The sequence below is a fragment of the Pantoea endophytica genome, from assembly GCF_002858935.1.
In the GTDB taxonomy this organism is placed as follows: domain Bacteria; phylum Pseudomonadota; class Gammaproteobacteria; order Enterobacterales; family Enterobacteriaceae; genus Pantoea; species Pantoea leporis.
The window spans coordinates 55,334-71,136 of record NZ_PJRT01000025.1 but is presented as its reverse complement, the minus strand read 5'-3'; the positions used below and the strand labels follow the sequence as shown (position 1 = coordinate 71,136).

Genomic DNA, 15,803 nt, shown 5'->3' with positions numbered 1-15,803 from the left:
TCACGGCGACCTGGCTACATCTTCACCTTGCGGTCAGCCACTTATTCACCGTCAAATCATCCAGCTGCGCCACTTTGCCGTGCGCCACATTGCGTCCGCGATGCAGCAGCAGGAAATAATCGGCGACGCGGCGGACAAACGAGACGTGCTGCTCCAGCAGCAGAATGGTTAAACCATACTCACGGTTTAACCGACGAATCAGATTGCCCATCTCCTCTTCCAGCCACGGCGACATCCCTTCTGTCGGCTCATCCAGAATCACCAGCTTGGGTTGCAGCACCAGCGCACGCGCCAGGGCCAAATGTTGCTGCTGTTCCATTGGCAACTCGGCGCTGCGCTGATGGCGCAATGAATAGAGTGCCGGGAACAGGTCGAACACCATTTCCGGAATGGCACGGCTACGATCGTCCTGTGCCGCCATCAGGGCGATCAGCAGGTTATCCTCCACGCTCATTTGCGAGAAAATATGCCGTCCTTGCGGCACATAACCAATGCCGGTGCGCGCGCGCAGTTCGGCCGGTTGCAACAGTAAATCTTCCGGCGGCGCGCCATCTTCCTGCCAGGTCATCGAGCCGCTGTTAATTGGCAGGCGGCCCATAATGCAGTTCACCAACGTGGTTTTGCCCATGCCGGGACTGCCCAGCACGCCGGTACAGGTGCCCGGCGGCAGATCGAGATCGACATCCCACAGAATGTGATTTTGACCGTAAAACTGATTCACCGAACGTAAACTCAGCATCTGACATACTCCTTCCAGATTATTAGCCTGAATGCTCCCGCTCTGTGTCGTCTGGCATACAGTCGTGCACGATTGATGGACACCGCTGTCGTCGGCAAGCGCCGATATGGACTCGTCACTCCATAGTGCTAACACTGCAATTCCCAGGCCAGGTTAGGAATTCAGGCGCAACTGCGGCGGAAACCTGACAAATCAGCGGCTAAAAGTTGAGAAACGCTTAACAATTGCCAGCGGTGATAAACCGACTGCACTTTGACGGTGCTGACTGCTTAACGTTTCTGGTGCATTTGATCGTTCGTAAGGCAATAACCGGAGAAATAAATGGCCTTAACGCCTGACTTTTCGCCGGGCACGGGAAGGTAAAGCCGGAAAAAGGGAGGTAATGCGACACGCACGGCGGGAAAAATAAATGCGAAAAAATTTTTTTTCACGCTTAAGAATGGGCGGGAGAAAATTATACACAGCTGATGGGCTCGGGGCTGGATTCACTTATCCACCATTACTGTGGATAACCTTGTGCATTAGCGACTGAAAACCGTGTGGAAGCGAGTAAATTCGCGGCCTTCCTACATTATGATGAGAAACTGGGCTTTTGAGTCAAAGTGAATTAAAACAGCAGGTTAGTTAAAATCAAGCATGCGAATTATCTGCCTTGTCATCGGACTGCAATTTAATGACACTCTATTGACAAATGTTAAAAGCATCCTCCGCCTGGGGATAACATTGCGCAACAACAACTTGCCGCCTGCCGCTTAAATTGCACTGAAGAGAATCGCCGTCAGGTGCCATTATCGTGCAAGGTTACTGTGATTATGTCCAGTATTTTTTTCTGGCAAATTCGCCATAGCAGAGTAGAATTAGCAGCCTGCCCGCCGACTTCATCTGCTGGAACCGCTAAAACATGAGCAAAGTCTTTAAACTCAACTCCGCTTTCAAGCCTTCAGGGGATCAACCTGAGGCGATTCGCCGTCTCGAAGAGGGACTGGAAGATGGACTCGCGCATCAAACGCTGTTGGGCGTGACCGGCTCAGGTAAAACCTTTACCGTGGCGAATGTGATTGCCGACCTCAACCGCCCGACGATGGTGCTGGCGCCAAATAAAACCCTGGCGGCGCAGCTCTACGGGGAGATGAAGGAGTTCTTCCCGGATAACGCGGTGGAGTTTTTCGTCTCATATTACGATTACTATCAGCCTGAAGCCTATGTGCCGAGTTCTGACACCTTTATCGAAAAAGATGCCTCGGTGAATGAGCACATTGAGCAGATGCGTCTGTCGGCGACCAAAGCGCTGCTGGAGCGCCGTGATGTCATCGTCGTGGCCTCGGTTTCGGCGATCTACGGTTTGGGCGATCCCGATCTCTACCTGAAAATGATGCTGCATCTGACGCGCGGCATGATTATTGATCAGCGCAGCATTTTGCGTCGTCTGGCGGAGCTGCAGTACAGCCGCAACGATCAGGCCTTCCAGCGCGGCACCTTCCGCGTGCGCGGCGAAGTGATTGATGTGTTCCCGGCGGAATCGGACGACATTGCGCTGCGTATTGAGCTGTTTGATGAAGAAGTTGAGCGGCTGTCGCTGTTTGATCCGCTCACCGGCCAGATTGATTCGGTGATCCCGCGCTTTACCGTCTATCCGAAAACGCACTATGTGACGCCGCGTGAGCGCATTCTTAAGGCGATGGAAGAGATCAAAGATGAGCTGGTGGTGCGCCGCAAAGTGCTGCTGGAGAACAATAAGCTGCTGGAAGAGCAGCGTATTTCCCAGCGTACGCAGTTCGATCTCGAGATGATGAACGAGTTGGGTTACTGCTCCGGCATCGAAAACTACTCGCGCTATCTCTCCGGGCGCGGACCGGGCGAGCCGCCGCCGACCTTGTTCGACTATTTACCGGCGGATGGCTTGCTGGTGGTTGACGAATCGCATGTCACCATTCCGCAGATTGGCGGCATGTATCGTGGTGACCGCGCGCGTAAAGAGACGCTGGTGGAGTACGGTTTCCGCCTGCCGTCGGCGCTGGATAACCGTCCGATGAAGTTTGAAGAGTTTGAAGCAGCCGCTCCGCAAACCATTTACGTGTCGGCCACGCCGGGCAATTACGAGCTGGAAAAATCGGGTGGCGAAGTGATCGATCAGCTGGTGCGTCCAACCGGCCTGCTGGATCCGATTCTGGAAGTGCGGCCGGTGGCGACGCAGGTCGACGATTTGCTGTCGGAAATCCGCAAACGTGTTGAGATTAACGAGCGCGTGCTGGTGACTGTGCTGACCAAGCGTATGGCGGAAGATCTTACCGAATACCTGGTGGAGCACGGCGAGAAGGTGCGCTATCTGCACTCGGATATCGATACTGTGGAACGTATGGAGATCATCCGCGATTTACGTCTTGGCGAATTTGATGTGCTGGTTGGCATCAACTTGCTGCGAGAAGGTCTGGATATGCCGGAAGTGTCGCTGGTGGCGATTCTCGATGCTGATAAAGAGGGCTTCCTGCGTTCGGAGCGTTCGCTGATACAGACCATTGGTCGCGCCGCGCGTAACATCAATGGCCGGGCGATTCTCTACGCCGATAAAATCACGCCGTCGATGGAGCGCGCGATGGGCGAAACCGAGCGTCGTCGTGAGAAGCAGCAGAAATACAACGAAGAGAATGGCATTACGCCGCAAGGGCTCAACAAGAAGATCACCGATATTCTTGAGCTCGGCAAAAACGTAGTGAAAACACGCGGTAAAGGCAAAACCGCCTCACGTACCGCAGCAGAAGCGGAAGCCAACTATATGGCGCTTACGCCGCAGGCGATGCAGAAGAAGATTCACGAGCTGGAAGGGCAGATGCAGCAGCACGCGCAGAATCTGGAGTTTGAAGAGGCTGCCAGCGTGCGCGATCAGTTACATCAATTGCGCGAGCTGTTTATTGCGGCTTCGTGATTGTGGTATCCAGGCCGCCATGAATGACGACCCTACAGGAATTCAGCGCGGTTTTCGTAGGGTGCGCATTCATGCGCACCTGGAAATTAAACGGCCTGAATCGCATGTTCCAGCGCGATGCGCAGCAGCTGGCGGTCATGGCGATATTTGATGTCGGCGGCCTCCAGCGGCTCGCGAATGATTAAACGCTCTTCCACGCCGCGAATATCGGCGGCTGGACTCACCACCACCGCATCAATCACCCGCTTGCCAATCGCTTTCTCCATGATCGCCAACTTATCGGCCACATTCAGGCTAGCCGCCGCTGGGCTCAGTTCGCGGCCCAGATTGCCGATAAACACCATGGTGGCAGGCGTACGGCGCAGCGCGCGCGCCATCTCTTCCATCAGCAGAATCGGCATCAGGCTGGTGTAGAAGCTGCCGGGGCCAATCAGAATCAAATCCGCTTCACCAATTGCCTCGATGGCTTCACGGGTTGGCAACACATTCGGATGTAACATCAACTCTTCGGGCGGCTGCTTCATCTCATCTATTGCCGTTTCGCCGTACACCATATTGCCTTCGCCATCCTGCGCCACCAGATCGACCGGCTGTTCCGACATCGGGATCAGAAACGCATCGACCTTGAGCAGATTGCGGATGATGTTGATGGCTTCGAGCGGGCGCACGCTGAGATGATCAAGCGCCTTCAGCATTAGGTTGCCGAGATTGTGTCCGGCCAGCTCGCCATTGCCGGTGAAGCGATACTCAAACATCGCGGTGGCGACGCTCGGTTCGGTGATCAGCTGATTGATGCAATTACGCATATCGCCCCACGCAATGCCGCCTTCCGAGCGGCGAATGCGGCCGGTGGATCCGCCGTTGTCGGTGGTGGTGACGATGCCGGTCAGGCGCGAACCTAACGGTGCCAGCGCCGACATCACGCGGCCCAAACCGTGTCCGCCACCTAATGCCACTACGCGATCCAAATCTGCCAGGGTTCGATTCATGTTTCTCCTTTGTCACTGACGTCCTCGCGTTGAGGCGTAGTTGAACTGATGTGCATCAATATCTGTGGTGTATTTTACCGTATCCTGTCGCGAAAATGCGGTGAAAAAACGTTATGCATCAAGATATATAGCGAAAATCACTCATGGATGCTAACCGTTAATCGCGCTACCATTCGTTTTAACCGTGTTGTCCATAATGACAACAAACTCCCAAGCCTGGTTTCCTAAGTCGTTATAGATATGGAAGCCAGGCCGCAGCCTTGAGCTGCCAGGGTGCAGAAAGAAATGACTGCATCTCCCGACTTTGGAAAGGTGTTCAGGTGCCACAATTTACAGATGCCTATGCGCGCAGCTTTTACTATCTGCGCCTGTCGGTCACGGATGTGTGTAACTTCCGTTGTACCTACTGTTTGCCGAACGGCTATAAGCCGAACGGTACGCACAATAAAAGTTTTCTCTCGCTGGATGAGATTCGTCGCGTGACGCGTGCCTTTGCGGCGGCGGGCACGGAAAAAGTGCGCCTGACGGGCGGCGAACCCTCCATGCGGCGTGATTTCACCGACATCATCGCTGCAGTGCGTGAAAACGCCGCCATTCGCCAGATCGCGATGACCACCAACGGTTATCGCATGGCGCGTGACGTAGGTGCCTGGCGCGCTGCCGGTCTCACCCATATCAACGTCAGCGTCGATAGCCTCGACGCACGCCAGTTTCACGCCATTACCGGCCAGGATAAATTTGCCGAGGTGATGGCGGGAATCGACGCCGCCTTTGATGCCGGTTTCGAGAAAGTGAAAGTCAACAGCGTGCTGATGCGCGATGTGAACAGCCACAGCCTCAGCACCTTCCTTGAGTGGCTGCGCCTGCGACCGATTCAACTGCGCTTTATCGAACTGATGGAAACCGGTGAAGGCAGCGATCTGTTCCGCCGTCATCACATCTCCGGTGAAGTAATCCGCGATCAGCTGATCCTGCAAGGCTGGCAACGCCAGTCGCGCGGCCGCAGCGACGGTCCAGCGCAGGTGTTCCGTCATCCCGATTATCAGGGCGAAGTCGGCCTGATCATGCCGTACGAGAAAGATTTCTGTGCCAGCTGCAACCGCCTGCGCGTCTCGGCGCTGGGCAATCTGCATCTGTGCCTGTTTGGTGACGGCGGCGTGTCGCTGCGCGATCTGCTGGCCTCTGACGATCAGCAAGATGAGTTGCAGGCGCGCATTGCGCACAGCCTTGGACAGAAAAAGCAGACGCATTTCCTGCATCAGGGCAACACCGGCATCACGCAAAATCTCTCCTTTATTGGTGGCTAAACACAGGAGTTACGGCCATGGGTAAACCTTCCGGCGAATTTGTCGCCTTAAATGTGGCGGTGATGACCGTCTCGGATAGCCGCGATGCCAGCAATGACACATCGGGCGATTATCTGCGTGAAGCGCTGGCGGAAGCCGGGCATCAGGTGGTTGATCGCGCGATTGTGCCAGATAACCGCTATCGCATTCGCGCCACGGTATCGCGCTGGATTGCCAGCGACGATGTGCAAGTGGTGATCGTTAACGGCGGCACCGGTTTCAATAGCAAAAACAGCACGCCAGAAGCGTTGCTGCCGCTACTGGACCGCGAAATCGAAGGCTTTGGCGAGCTGTTCCGCATGATCTCCTATGAAGAGATCGGCAGCTCGACGCTGCAGTCGCGCGCGGTGGCTGGATTAGCCAATCAGACGCTGATTTTTGCCGTGCCGGGATCGACCAACGCCTGCCGCAGCGCCTGGGAGCGCATTATCGAAGATCAGCTGGATGCGCGTACGCGTCCGTGTAATTTCGTCTCACATTTGAAGAAGTTGTAAGCATGTCATCGTTAACTCATATCAATGCCGCTGGCGAAGCCCACATGGTGGATGTCTCTGGCAAAACCGAAACGGTGCGCGAAGCGCAGGCCGAAGCACTGGTGCTGATGAGCGCCGAAACGCTGCAGATGATTATTGACGGCAGCCATCACAAAGGTGACGTGTTCGCCACCGCGCGCATCGCCGGTATTCAGGCGGCAAAACGCACCTGGGAACTGATTCCGCTCTGTCATCCGCTGATGCTGAGCAAAGTGGAGGTTACCTTGCTGGCGGAACCGCAGCATAATCGCGTGCGCGTCACCTCACTCTGTCGTCTCACCGGCAAAACCGGCGTTGAGATGGAAGCGTTGACGGCGGCGTCCGTCGCAGCGCTGACCATCTATGACATGTGCAAAGCGGTGCAAAAAGACATCGTCATCGACCAGCTGCGTTTGCTGACTAAAAGCGGCGGCAAATCCGGCGACTTCAGGGCGGTGAGCCATGATTAAGGTGCTGTTTTTTGCTCAGGTGCGGGAATTAACCGGCACCGCTTCACTGGATTTGCAGCCTGACTACGCCGATGTCGCCACGCTGCGCGCGGCGTTAGCAGAGAAGGGCGATCGCTGGGCGCTGGCGCTGGAATCCGGCAAGCTGCTGGCGGCGGTAAACCAAACGCTGGTGCCGATGAGTCATCCGCTGCGTGCGGGTGATGAAGTGGCCTTTTTCCCGCCGGTCACGGGAGGCTGATGATGGAAACGCGGATTCGTGTGGGTTCAGAGCCGTTCAACGTCGGCGAAGAGTACGAAAAACTCGCCGCCCATGACAGCGATGGTGCGGTCGTCACCTTCACCGGCAAAGTGCGCAATCACAATCTCGGTGCCAGCGTGGCGGCCTTGACGCTGGAGCACTATCCCGGCATGACGGAAAAAGCGCTGGCGGAGATCGTGGAAGACGCGCGTCAGCGCTGGGCGCTGAAGCAGGTTACGGTGATCCATCGCGTTGGCGAACTGTTTCCCGGCGATGAGATCGTGTTTGTGGGCGTCAGCAGCGCGCATCGCGGCAGCGCATTCGCCGCCACCGAGTTCATCATGGATTACCTGAAAACCCGCGCGCCGTTCTGGAAGCGTGAAGCCACCGCCACAGGCGACCGCTGGGTTGATGCCCGTGATAGCGATCATCAGGCCGCTGAACGCTGGAGCTAGCGCGCAAAATCCTCCCGCTCCGATAGCGGCAGGCCACTGAAAACGTTAAGGTACGGTTTTTGTTGGCGTCAGGGAGCAGGATGAACACGAGCAAGATGATGAAAGGCGCAGCTTTGCTGGCTGCGCTGGTGCTGGCCGGTTGTAGCACGAAAAAAGAGCCGCAGGCGCCCGCGCGTCAGCCCGCCGATGTAAAAAGCCAAATCCAGCAGTTGTTGCCCAGCGACGTTAAACAGAAATCCGCCTGGGCCGACGATATCTATACCGCGTTCCGCGTGCAGCAAATTGATGCCAGCGTCAGCAACCTCTGCGCGGTGATTGCCGTTACCGATCAGGAGTCTAACTTCAGCGCCGATGCGGTGGTGCCGGGCTTACCGAAAATCGCCTGGGGCGAGATTGATCGCCGCGCCGCCAAAGTGCATGTGCCGGCATTTCTGGTGCGCACCGCACTGCTGATCAAATCACCGAATGGCGAAAGCTATGCCGCACGTCTGGATAAGGTGCGCAGCGAGAAAGAGCTGAGCGCCATTTTTGATGATTTCATCGATATGGTGCCGATGGGGCAAAAGCTGTTTGGCAACCTCAACCCAATTCATACCGGCGGGCCGATGCAGGTCAGCATTGCGTTTGCGGAAGCGCACGCCAAAGGCTATCCGTATGCGGTTGACGGCTCGATTCGTCGTGAAGTCTTCACTCGTCGCGGTGGTATCTACTTCGGCACGCTGCATCTGCTTGGCTACCCGGCCGATTACAGCCAGCCGCTGTATCGCTTCGCCGACTTCAACGCCGGTTGGTACGCCAGCCGCAACGCCGCATTTCAGGCGGCCATCGCGCGCGCCAGCGGCATCAAGCTGGCACTGGATGGCGACCTGATCGTCTATGGCAGCGATCAGGCCGGTTCCACCGAACTGGCGGTGCGCAGCCTGAGCAAGCAGCTGGATATGAGCAATCGCGAAATCCGCCGCGATCTGGAGAAGGGCGACAGCGAAGATTTTGCTAACAGCACGCTGTGGAAGCAGACCTTTATCCTCGCCGATAAGATGGCCGGAAAACGTCTGCCGCGCGAAATGCTGCCGGGCATCAAGCTGGAGAGCCCGAAAATCACCCGCAATCTCACTACCGCGTGGTTTGCTCAGCGCGTAAATGGCCGCTATCAACAGTGCTTGACGCGCCGTTGACGCAAACGGGTGTACACTCCACACTTACAGAGTTTGTTAACGTAACCGCTAATGAGGCGCTTCATGGATCGATATCCACGTAATGATTCAATTGTGCAGCAGGCATCCACCTCGCTGCAGACCTACATGGCGCAGGTGTATGGCTGGATGACCTGCGGCTTGCTGCTCACCGCGTTTGTTTCGTGGTTTGCTGCCCGCACACCTGCAGTAATGGAACTGGTGTTTGCTAACCGCATCACTTTCTTTGGCTTGATCATCGCGCAGTTAGCGCTGGTGTTTGTGTTGTCTGGCATGGTGCATCGCCTGAGCGGCGCGGTCGCCACCGCACTGTTTATGCTCTATTCGGCGCTAACCGGATTAACCATGGCGAGTATTTTCCTCGTTTACACCTACTCATCCATCGCCAGCACCTTCTTCGTGACGGCCGGGATGTTCGGTGCCATGAGCTTCTACGGTTACACCACTAAGCGCGACCTGAGCCGTTTTGGCAGCCTGCTGTTTATGGCGCTGATCGGTATTTTGCTGGCGTCACTGGTGAACTTCTGGCTGAAAAGCCCGGCGCTGATGTGGGCGATTACCTATATCGGCGTGGTGGTGTTTGTTGGCTTAACCGCCTATGACACGCAGAGGCTGAAGGCGATTGGCGAGAATATCAACGTCAATGACAAAGAGAACCTGCGTCGCGCCTCAATCATGGGTGCGTTAACGCTGTATCTCGACTTCATCAACCTGTTCCTGATGCTGCTGCGCATCTTCGGCAACCGCCGCTAAATCCCGCACCAGACTGTCCCCTTTCCCGCCTGCGGGAGAGGGGAACTCCGCACAAACTCACCGCGATACCGATTTCTCCATCTTCTGCTCATTCTTCTGCCGTAAATGCTTCGCGCGGCTCTCCAGCCACAAATAGAGCACCAGCGCCACCAACAGCGGCAGAATAAAATAGAGCACGCGGTAAGCCAGCAGCGCTGCAATAATGGTGCCGTGCGAGGCGTGTTGCCCACTGAGCAGCGCCAAAAATACCGCTTCCAGCACGCCAATCCCGGCCGGGATGTGAATGATCACACCGGCGATACTGCTGATCAGCAACACGCCTAACACAATCGGATAATCCACCTGACGCGCCAGCAGTAGCCAGATAATCATGCCCATCACCATCCAGTTGGCGCAGGAGACCGCAAACTGGAACAGCGCCATGCGCAGCGAAGGCAGCTGCAGATGCTGGCCTTTAACCGTCCAGCGGCGCTTCTTCGCGAAGGCGCAAGCCCACAAATAGACCGCCACCATCACCAGCAGCACCGCGCCAATGATGCGCAGCGTGGTTTCACCAATGAACCAACCGGAGGGAATCGGCACCATGCCCGCCGCAAACACCACGCCGGCCAGCAGAATATAGCCGAGCCAGTTGGTGGCGATGCTCAGCGAGAAAATGCGCGTAATGGTGTTGCCCGGCAAACCCAGTCTTGAGTAGAGCCGATAGCGCATCGCCACGCCGCCAACCCAGGTGCTGAGCGTCAGGTTGAAGGCATAACAGATAAACGACACCAGCATCACCTGGCGCTTCGCCAGCTTATGGCCGCAGTAGGCTCGTCCAATCAGGTCGTACAAGCCATAGGTCAGATAACTCACCACCACTAGTGCAGCAGCGCTTAGCACCACATAGCGGTTATAGCCGACGATCACCGTATAGACGTCTTCCCAGTTCACCTTGCGCGCATACACCACCAGCAGCACAATCACCGCAATAAAAAACAGCCAGGTGAGGATTTTCTTCGCCAGTTGCCAGCGCGGATTCTTTTTCGACATTAGGATTTTGCTCCTGAATTATCGGCTTCAACCCGATCCTGAGTTTCCATTTCGGGTTGTACGGGGGGAGCAACTTGCGACAAGTGTGGCGTGTGCGCAGGCAACCATCCGGCAATAGCCGGGAAGTGACGTAAAAAGTGGAACACAATCACGCCCTTGGTGAGCTGCCACCAGTTGCGCGGCGGCAGCTTGTCATCCTCCACGCGCACGCAGTCCTGCTGAATCAGCAGTTCCAGATTGTCGCGCAGTGTCTGGTTGAAAGCGCGATCGTGCACCATCAAATTGGCTTCCAGATTGAGGGATAAACTCAGTGGATCGAGGTTGCTGGAGCCGACGGTGGACCACTGCTGATCCTGCACCGCAATTTTGCCGTGCAGCGGGCGGCGGCAATATTCATACACTTCCACACCGCCATCGACCAGGTAGTTGTACAGCAGCTCGGCACCGACTTTGACGATCGGCATATCGGGCTCGCCCTGCACAATCAGCCTGACGCGCACGCCGCGCTGAGCCGCGCTGCGCATTTCGCGCAGCAGACGATAGCCGGGGAAGAAGTAGGCGTTGGCAATAATCACATCCTTCTGTGCTTTGCGCAGCATGGCGAGATAGTGCTGTTCGATGTCGTCGCGGTGTTCGTCGTTATCGCGGTAGACAAACAACACCTGCGCTTCACCGGGCATGGCGTTGACCGCCGGGCGATGGGAGCGCGCACCCCACCAGCGCCGCGTGTGCTGTTCGCTGCCCATTTGTTGCTGCACGTATTGGGCAATATCCAGCACCACCGGGCCTTTCACCTCCACGGCATAATCCTGTTTGGCCTCTGCACCGAAATCGATGTTATGTTCAGCGGAGAAGTTGATGCCGCCGACAAAGGCGATCTGTTCATCGATCACCACAATCTTGCGGTGCAGGCGACGAAACACATTGGTGCGCATGCCGAGCACCAGCGGACGCGGATCGTAATAGATAAAGCGCACGCCCGCGGCCGTCAGGCTATCCACAAATCGGTCGGAGAGATCTGGCGAGCCGTAGCCATCGACCATCACCTCGACTTTGACCCCGCGCCGCGCCGCCTTGAGCAGCTGTTCGTGCAGATCGTTGCCGACTTCGTCCTCAAACAGGATGAAGGTTTCCAGCAGCAGCGTGCGCTCGGCGCGTTGGATCGCGCCTGATACGCGCGGGAAAAACTGGTCACCATTTTCTAACAGACGGAGCTGATTACCGTCGCGCCAATTGAAACTCATAGGAAAATCTCCACCGCTAACGGCGCATGATCGGACAGGTGAGACCAGGGTTTAACCGGCAGCGCCCACGGCTTACTCACCGTAGCGTTGCGGATGTAGATACGATCTAGCCGTAACAGCGGAAAACGCGCCGGGAAGGTGCGGGCAGGGCGGCCGGTTTTGATGCTGAACACTTCCTCTAAGCCCACCGCGCGTTTGAGAAAGCGATTGGCGCTGACCTGCCAGTCATTAAAATCACCGGCCACCACCAAAGGCGCATCGGGCGGCAGCGTATCGATAAAGTCGCACATCATCTTCATCTGCGCCTGGCGATGTTTCTCCTTCAGACCGAGATGTACGCAGAACACATGCAGCGGTTCCGCCCGATCCGGCAGGCGGATTTGGCAGTGCAACATGCCGCGTTTTTCACTTCCGGCGACGGAAATATCGCGGTTTTCATATTCAACGATGGGAAAGCGTGACAATATCGCGTTCCCGTGATGTCCCTCGGGATAAACCGCGTTGCGGCCATAGGCAAAATCGTTCCACATGGTATCGGCCAGAAATTCGTAATGGGAGGTTTCCGGCCAGTTTTCAATGTGCAGCGAATGGATGGCGTGGGTACCCATTACCTCTTGCAGGAAGACGATATCCGCCGATGTGGCGCGAACAGCATCACGCAATTCCGGCAGGATAAAGCGGCGATTAAAGCTGGTGAAACCCTTGTGGGTATTGATCGTCAGGACTTTAAATGAAAATCCTTGCGTATTTTGTGGCATACTTCGACGCGCTCCTTTTCATCATCAACAGCACAAAGTGTAGTCTTTGTCACAAATGGATGGTGTTAAGGGCAGAAAATTAGGGCGTAATCCGAAATTTGCTTTACATTGAGGACGTTCGTCTGGCCTCCAGCCAGATACACTTGGGCGACCTGTTGGGTCTGCCAGGAGAAGAGAATGAAATGGTCTAATCGTGTTCAGATTGTTACCGGACAAACTTGTTTGCACATTGCAATGCACCTGCTGGTGATTGCCGCACTGGTTTGGGGCTGGAAACATAGGGCGCTGGTTGAAGTGAGCAGTACCCTGGTGGCAGCTTATGCGGTGGTATTCATTACCATGCTGGTCATGCAGCGTAGTGCCCGTTTACGTAGAATGGGTGATTCCCTCGAAGAGGTGACCACCACTTACTACTTTGGCGCAGCGATGTTAACGCTGTTCCTGATCTCCCGCTTTATCCATAACAACCTGCTGATTGGTCTCCTCGGCGTGGTGATGTTGGTGGGACCGGCGCTGGTTTCACTGCTGGCGAAAGAGCCGGTTCAGCGCATCGAGAAGAAGCGCAGTTGATCGATTAGGGACCGCAACCCTGCGGACCTGACAAAAAGGAGCCCAATGCGGCTCCTTTTTTTATGGATGCTGTCTGCGCGGAAAGCTGCTAAACTCGCGCCCTTACGCATGGTAGTTTGTGCCCTTTTCACACGTGAGCCCCGCGCTTGCGTCATATCCCTCCTGAAAACTACATCGCCTACGGCGGTCAGGACGGTTCGGAGTAATACACCTGCATGTCATTTGACTCTCTCGGCTTAAGTGCCGATATTTTGCGTGCGGTAGCAGAACAAGGCTACCAAGAGCCGACGCCGATTCAGCGTCAGGCCATTCCTGTGGTGCTGGCTGGTCGTGACCTGCTGGCGAGCGCCCAAACCGGCACCGGTAAAACCGCCGGCTTTACGCTGCCGTTGCTGCAGCGTCTGACTGCAAAACCGTCCACGGCGCGTGGCCGCCGCCCGGTGCGTGCGTTGATCCTGACTCCGACCCGCGAACTGGCGGCTCAGGTTGGCGAGAACGTGCGTGAGTACAGCCAATATCTCGATATCCGTTCGCTGGTGGTATTCGGCGGCGTGAGCATCAACCCGCAGATGATGAAACTGCGCGGCGGCGTTGACGTGCTGGTGGCGACACCGGGCCGTCTGCTCGATCTGGCGCACCAGAACGCGGTTGATCTGTCACAGGTTGAAATCCTCGTGCTGGATGAAGCGGATCGTATGCTTGATATGGGCTTCATCCACGACATCCGTCGCGTGCTGGCGCGTCTGCCTGCTAAGCGTCAGAACCTGCTGTTCTCTGCCACCTTCTCTGACGAGATCAAAACGCTGGCGGAAAAACTGCTTACCAACCCAGAACAGGTTGAAGTTGCGCGTCGTAACACCGCCTCTGAGCAAGTTTCACAGCAAGTGCATTTCGTGGATAAGAAGCGCAAGCGGGAACTGCTGTCGCTGATGATTGGTCGTGATAACTGGCAGCAAGTGCTGGTATTCACCCGTACCAAACACGGCGCCAATCATCTGGCTGAGCAGCTGAACAAAGACGGCATCACCGCCGCCGCGATCCACGGCAACAAGAGCCAGGGCGCGCGTACCCGTGCATTGGCTGACTTCAAATCCGGCGGCATTCGCGTACTGGTCGCGACCGACATCGCGGCGCGTGGTCTGGATATCGAAGAGCTGCCACACGTGGTGAACTACGAGCTGCCAAACGTGGCGGAAGATTACGTGCACCGTATCGGTCGTACCGGCCGTGCGGCTGCTACCGGCGCGGCACTGTCGCTGGTGTGTGTTGATGAACACAAACTGCTGCGTGACATTGAGCGTCTGCTGAAGCGTGAAATCCCGCGCATCGAGCTGCCTGGTTTCGAAGTCGATCCCAGCATCAAAGCCGAGCCAATCCAGAACGGTCGTCAGCAGCAGGGCGGCGGTCGCGGTCAAGGTGGACGTGGTCAAGGCCAGGGTCGCGGTCAGGGCGGCAACGTTTCTCGCCCGCACAGCGGCAATGCGCCACGTCCGCAGGGTGAAGCGCGTTCCGCGCGTCGTCCAGCGCAGGGCGCAAGCCAGGCTGCGCCAGCCGCCAACAGCGGTCGTCGTCGTCCGGCACCAAAGAAAACCGGGAACGCCTAACGTCATGAGGGTGTTGCTGGCGCCGATGGAGGGCGTGCTTGATTCGCTGGTGCGTGAGCTGCTCTCCGGGGTGAATGATTATGACTTGTGCGTGACCGAGTTTTTGCGCGTGGTCGATCAGCTGCTGCCGGTAAAATCCTTCTATCGTTTGTGTCCTGAGCTGCATAACCACAGCCGCACGCCGTCAGGCACGCGCGTTCGCATGCAGCTGCTCGGGCAATACCCCGAGTGGCTGGCCGAGAACGCCGCGCGCGCGGTGGAACTCGGTTCCTGGGGCGTTGATCTCAACTGCGGCTGTCCGTCGAAGCTGGTCAACGGCAGCGGCGGCGGTGCCACCTTGCTGAAAGATCCCGAACTGATCTATCGCGGCGCGAAAGCGATGCGTGAAGCGGTGCCGGATCATCTGCCGGTGACGGTAAAAGTGCGGTTAGGCTGGGATTCTGGCGATCGTCGTTTTGAGATTGCCGATGCGGTGCAGCAAGCTGGTGCCAGCGAGCTGGTGGTGCACGGTCGTACTAAAGAAGACGGTTATCGCGCCGACAGCATTAACTGGCAGGCGATTGGCGAAATCCGCCAGCGTCTGCGCATTCCGGTGATCGCCAACGGTGAGATCTGGAACTGGCAGGACGCGCAGGATTGCATGCGCATTACCGGCTGCGATGCGGTGATGATAGGGCGCGGCGCGCTCAACGTGCCGAATCTGGCGCGCGTGGTGAAGTACAACGAAGCGCCGATGGCGTGGCCCGACGTGGTTGCCTTGTTGCTGAAGTACACTCAGCTGGAAAAGCAGGGCGATACCGGCATGTATCATGTCGCGCGCATCAAGCAGTGGCTTGGCTACCTGCGCAAGGCGTATCACCAAGCCGACGGCTTGTTCAGCGAAGTGCGCACCCTCAAAGTCTCCGCCGACATCGCCACCGCAATCGAGCGCCATGCCGCAGCAATAATCAAATCCTCGTAGAGTCGCCATTCATGGC

General features: G+C 56.7%; 16 protein-coding genes and 1 riboswitch. Of the genes, 11 read left to right on the top strand and 5 right to left on the bottom strand.

The features are described 5' to 3' along the window. Positions 1 to 22: 22 nt before the first annotated feature. Complete coding sequence (locus PZBJ_RS15290; protein WP_101763181.1) at positions 23 to 739, bottom strand: ABC transporter ATP-binding protein; 717 nt, start codon at positions 737 to 739, stop codon at positions 23 to 25. Between the two features lie 901 nt (positions 740 to 1,640). On the opposite strand from PZBJ_RS15290, the gene uvrB reads away from it, so the two are divergent. Then, a complete protein-coding gene (gene uvrB / locus PZBJ_RS15285; RefSeq protein ID WP_101763180.1) occupies positions 1,641 to 3,662 on the top strand; it encodes an excinuclease ABC subunit UvrB in 2,022 nt (673 codons plus the stop codon). Positions 3,663 to 3,748: 86 nt separating this feature from the next. Here the strand turns inward: uvrB and PZBJ_RS15280 are convergent, their stop codons facing one another. Beyond that, positions 3,749 to 4,651, bottom strand: coding sequence for a gluconeogenesis factor YvcK family protein (locus PZBJ_RS15280; RefSeq protein WP_101763179.1), 903 nt, complete (start codon positions 4,649 to 4,651; stop codon positions 3,749 to 3,751). Positions 4,652 to 4,846: 195 nt separating this feature from the next. Then, positions 4,847 to 4,983, top strand: a riboswitch (molybdenum cofactor riboswitch). Between PZBJ_RS15280 and moaA the strand changes: the two genes are divergently transcribed. The 7 genes from moaA (at position 4,972) to PZBJ_RS15245 (ending at position 9,618) form a co-directional block, all read left to right on the top strand. Continuing rightward, positions 4,972 to 5,958 (top strand): GTP 3',8-cyclase MoaA, encoded by a 987-nt coding sequence (moaA, locus tag PZBJ_RS15275; protein WP_101763178.1) that lies wholly within the window; start codon positions 4,972 to 4,974, stop codon positions 5,956 to 5,958. It overlaps the preceding riboswitch by 12 nt. Before the next feature lie 17 nt (positions 5,959 to 5,975). Further along, complete coding sequence (moaB, locus tag PZBJ_RS15270; protein ID WP_101763177.1) at positions 5,976 to 6,491, top strand: molybdenum cofactor biosynthesis protein B; 516 nt, start codon at positions 5,976 to 5,978, stop codon at positions 6,489 to 6,491. Between the two features lie 2 nt (positions 6,492 to 6,493). Then, positions 6,494 to 6,979: a cyclic pyranopterin monophosphate synthase MoaC gene (moaC, locus tag PZBJ_RS15265; protein ID WP_101763176.1), complete on the top strand. Its 486-nt coding sequence runs from the start codon at positions 6,494 to 6,496 to the stop codon at positions 6,977 to 6,979. Then, the gene (gene moaD / locus PZBJ_RS15260; protein ID WP_101763175.1) at positions 6,972 to 7,217 is read left to right on the top strand and encodes a molybdopterin synthase sulfur carrier subunit; all 246 of its coding nucleotides are present in this window, start codon (positions 6,972 to 6,974) and stop codon (positions 7,215 to 7,217) included. The genes moaC and moaD overlap by 8 nt, the downstream gene beginning before the upstream one ends. Continuing rightward, a complete protein-coding gene (gene moaE, locus PZBJ_RS15255) occupies positions 7,217 to 7,672 on the top strand; it encodes a molybdopterin synthase catalytic subunit MoaE (protein ID WP_206098219.1) in 456 nt (151 codons plus the stop codon). Before moaD ends, moaE begins: the two co-directional genes overlap by 1 nt. An 80-nt stretch (positions 7,673 to 7,752) precedes the next feature. Beyond that, the gene (locus PZBJ_RS15250) at positions 7,753 to 8,847 is read left to right on the top strand and encodes a DUF1615 domain-containing protein (RefSeq protein ID WP_101763173.1); all 1,095 of its coding nucleotides are present in this window, start codon (positions 7,753 to 7,755) and stop codon (positions 8,845 to 8,847) included. A gap of 63 nt (positions 8,848 to 8,910) precedes the next feature. Further along, positions 8,911 to 9,618 (top strand): Bax inhibitor-1/YccA family protein, encoded by a 708-nt coding sequence (locus PZBJ_RS15245; protein WP_101763172.1) that lies wholly within the window; start codon positions 8,911 to 8,913, stop codon positions 9,616 to 9,618. Between the two features lie 57 nt (positions 9,619 to 9,675). On the opposite strand, the gene PZBJ_RS15240 is transcribed toward PZBJ_RS15245, so the two are convergent. The 3 genes from PZBJ_RS15240 to PZBJ_RS15230 are packed head-to-tail and all read right to left on the bottom strand — an operon-like array spanning position 9,676 to position 12,652. Then, a complete protein-coding gene (locus PZBJ_RS15240; RefSeq protein WP_101763171.1) occupies positions 9,676 to 10,650 on the bottom strand; it encodes a lysylphosphatidylglycerol synthase domain-containing protein in 975 nt (324 codons plus the stop codon). Beyond that, positions 10,650 to 11,894, bottom strand: coding sequence for a cardiolipin synthase ClsB (gene clsB / locus PZBJ_RS15235; protein ID WP_101763170.1), 1,245 nt, complete (start codon positions 11,892 to 11,894; stop codon positions 10,650 to 10,652). The genes PZBJ_RS15240 and clsB overlap by 1 nt, the downstream gene beginning before the upstream one ends. Then, a complete protein-coding gene (locus PZBJ_RS15230; RefSeq protein ID WP_101763169.1) occupies positions 11,891 to 12,652 on the bottom strand; it encodes an endonuclease/exonuclease/phosphatase family protein in 762 nt (253 codons plus the stop codon). Before PZBJ_RS15230 ends, clsB begins: the two co-directional genes overlap by 4 nt. A 177-nt stretch (positions 12,653 to 12,829) precedes the next feature. Between PZBJ_RS15230 and PZBJ_RS15225 the strand changes: the two genes are divergently transcribed. From PZBJ_RS15225 to dusC, 3 genes are all read left to right on the top strand, one after another. After that, the gene (locus tag PZBJ_RS15225; protein ID WP_101763168.1) at positions 12,830 to 13,222 is read left to right on the top strand and encodes a YbhQ family protein; all 393 of its coding nucleotides are present in this window, start codon (positions 12,830 to 12,832) and stop codon (positions 13,220 to 13,222) included. A 215-nt stretch (positions 13,223 to 13,437) separates the two neighbouring features. After that, on the top strand, positions 13,438 to 14,826 hold the full coding sequence (rhlE, locus tag PZBJ_RS15220) for an ATP-dependent RNA helicase RhlE (RefSeq protein ID WP_008102680.1): 1,389 nt from the start codon (positions 13,438 to 13,440) through the stop codon (positions 14,824 to 14,826). 4 nt (positions 14,827 to 14,830) lie between these two features. Next, complete coding sequence (gene dusC, locus PZBJ_RS15215; protein WP_101763167.1) at positions 14,831 to 15,787, top strand: tRNA dihydrouridine(16) synthase DusC; 957 nt, start codon at positions 14,831 to 14,833, stop codon at positions 15,785 to 15,787. The last annotated feature ends 16 nt before the right edge of the window (positions 15,788 to 15,803 follow it).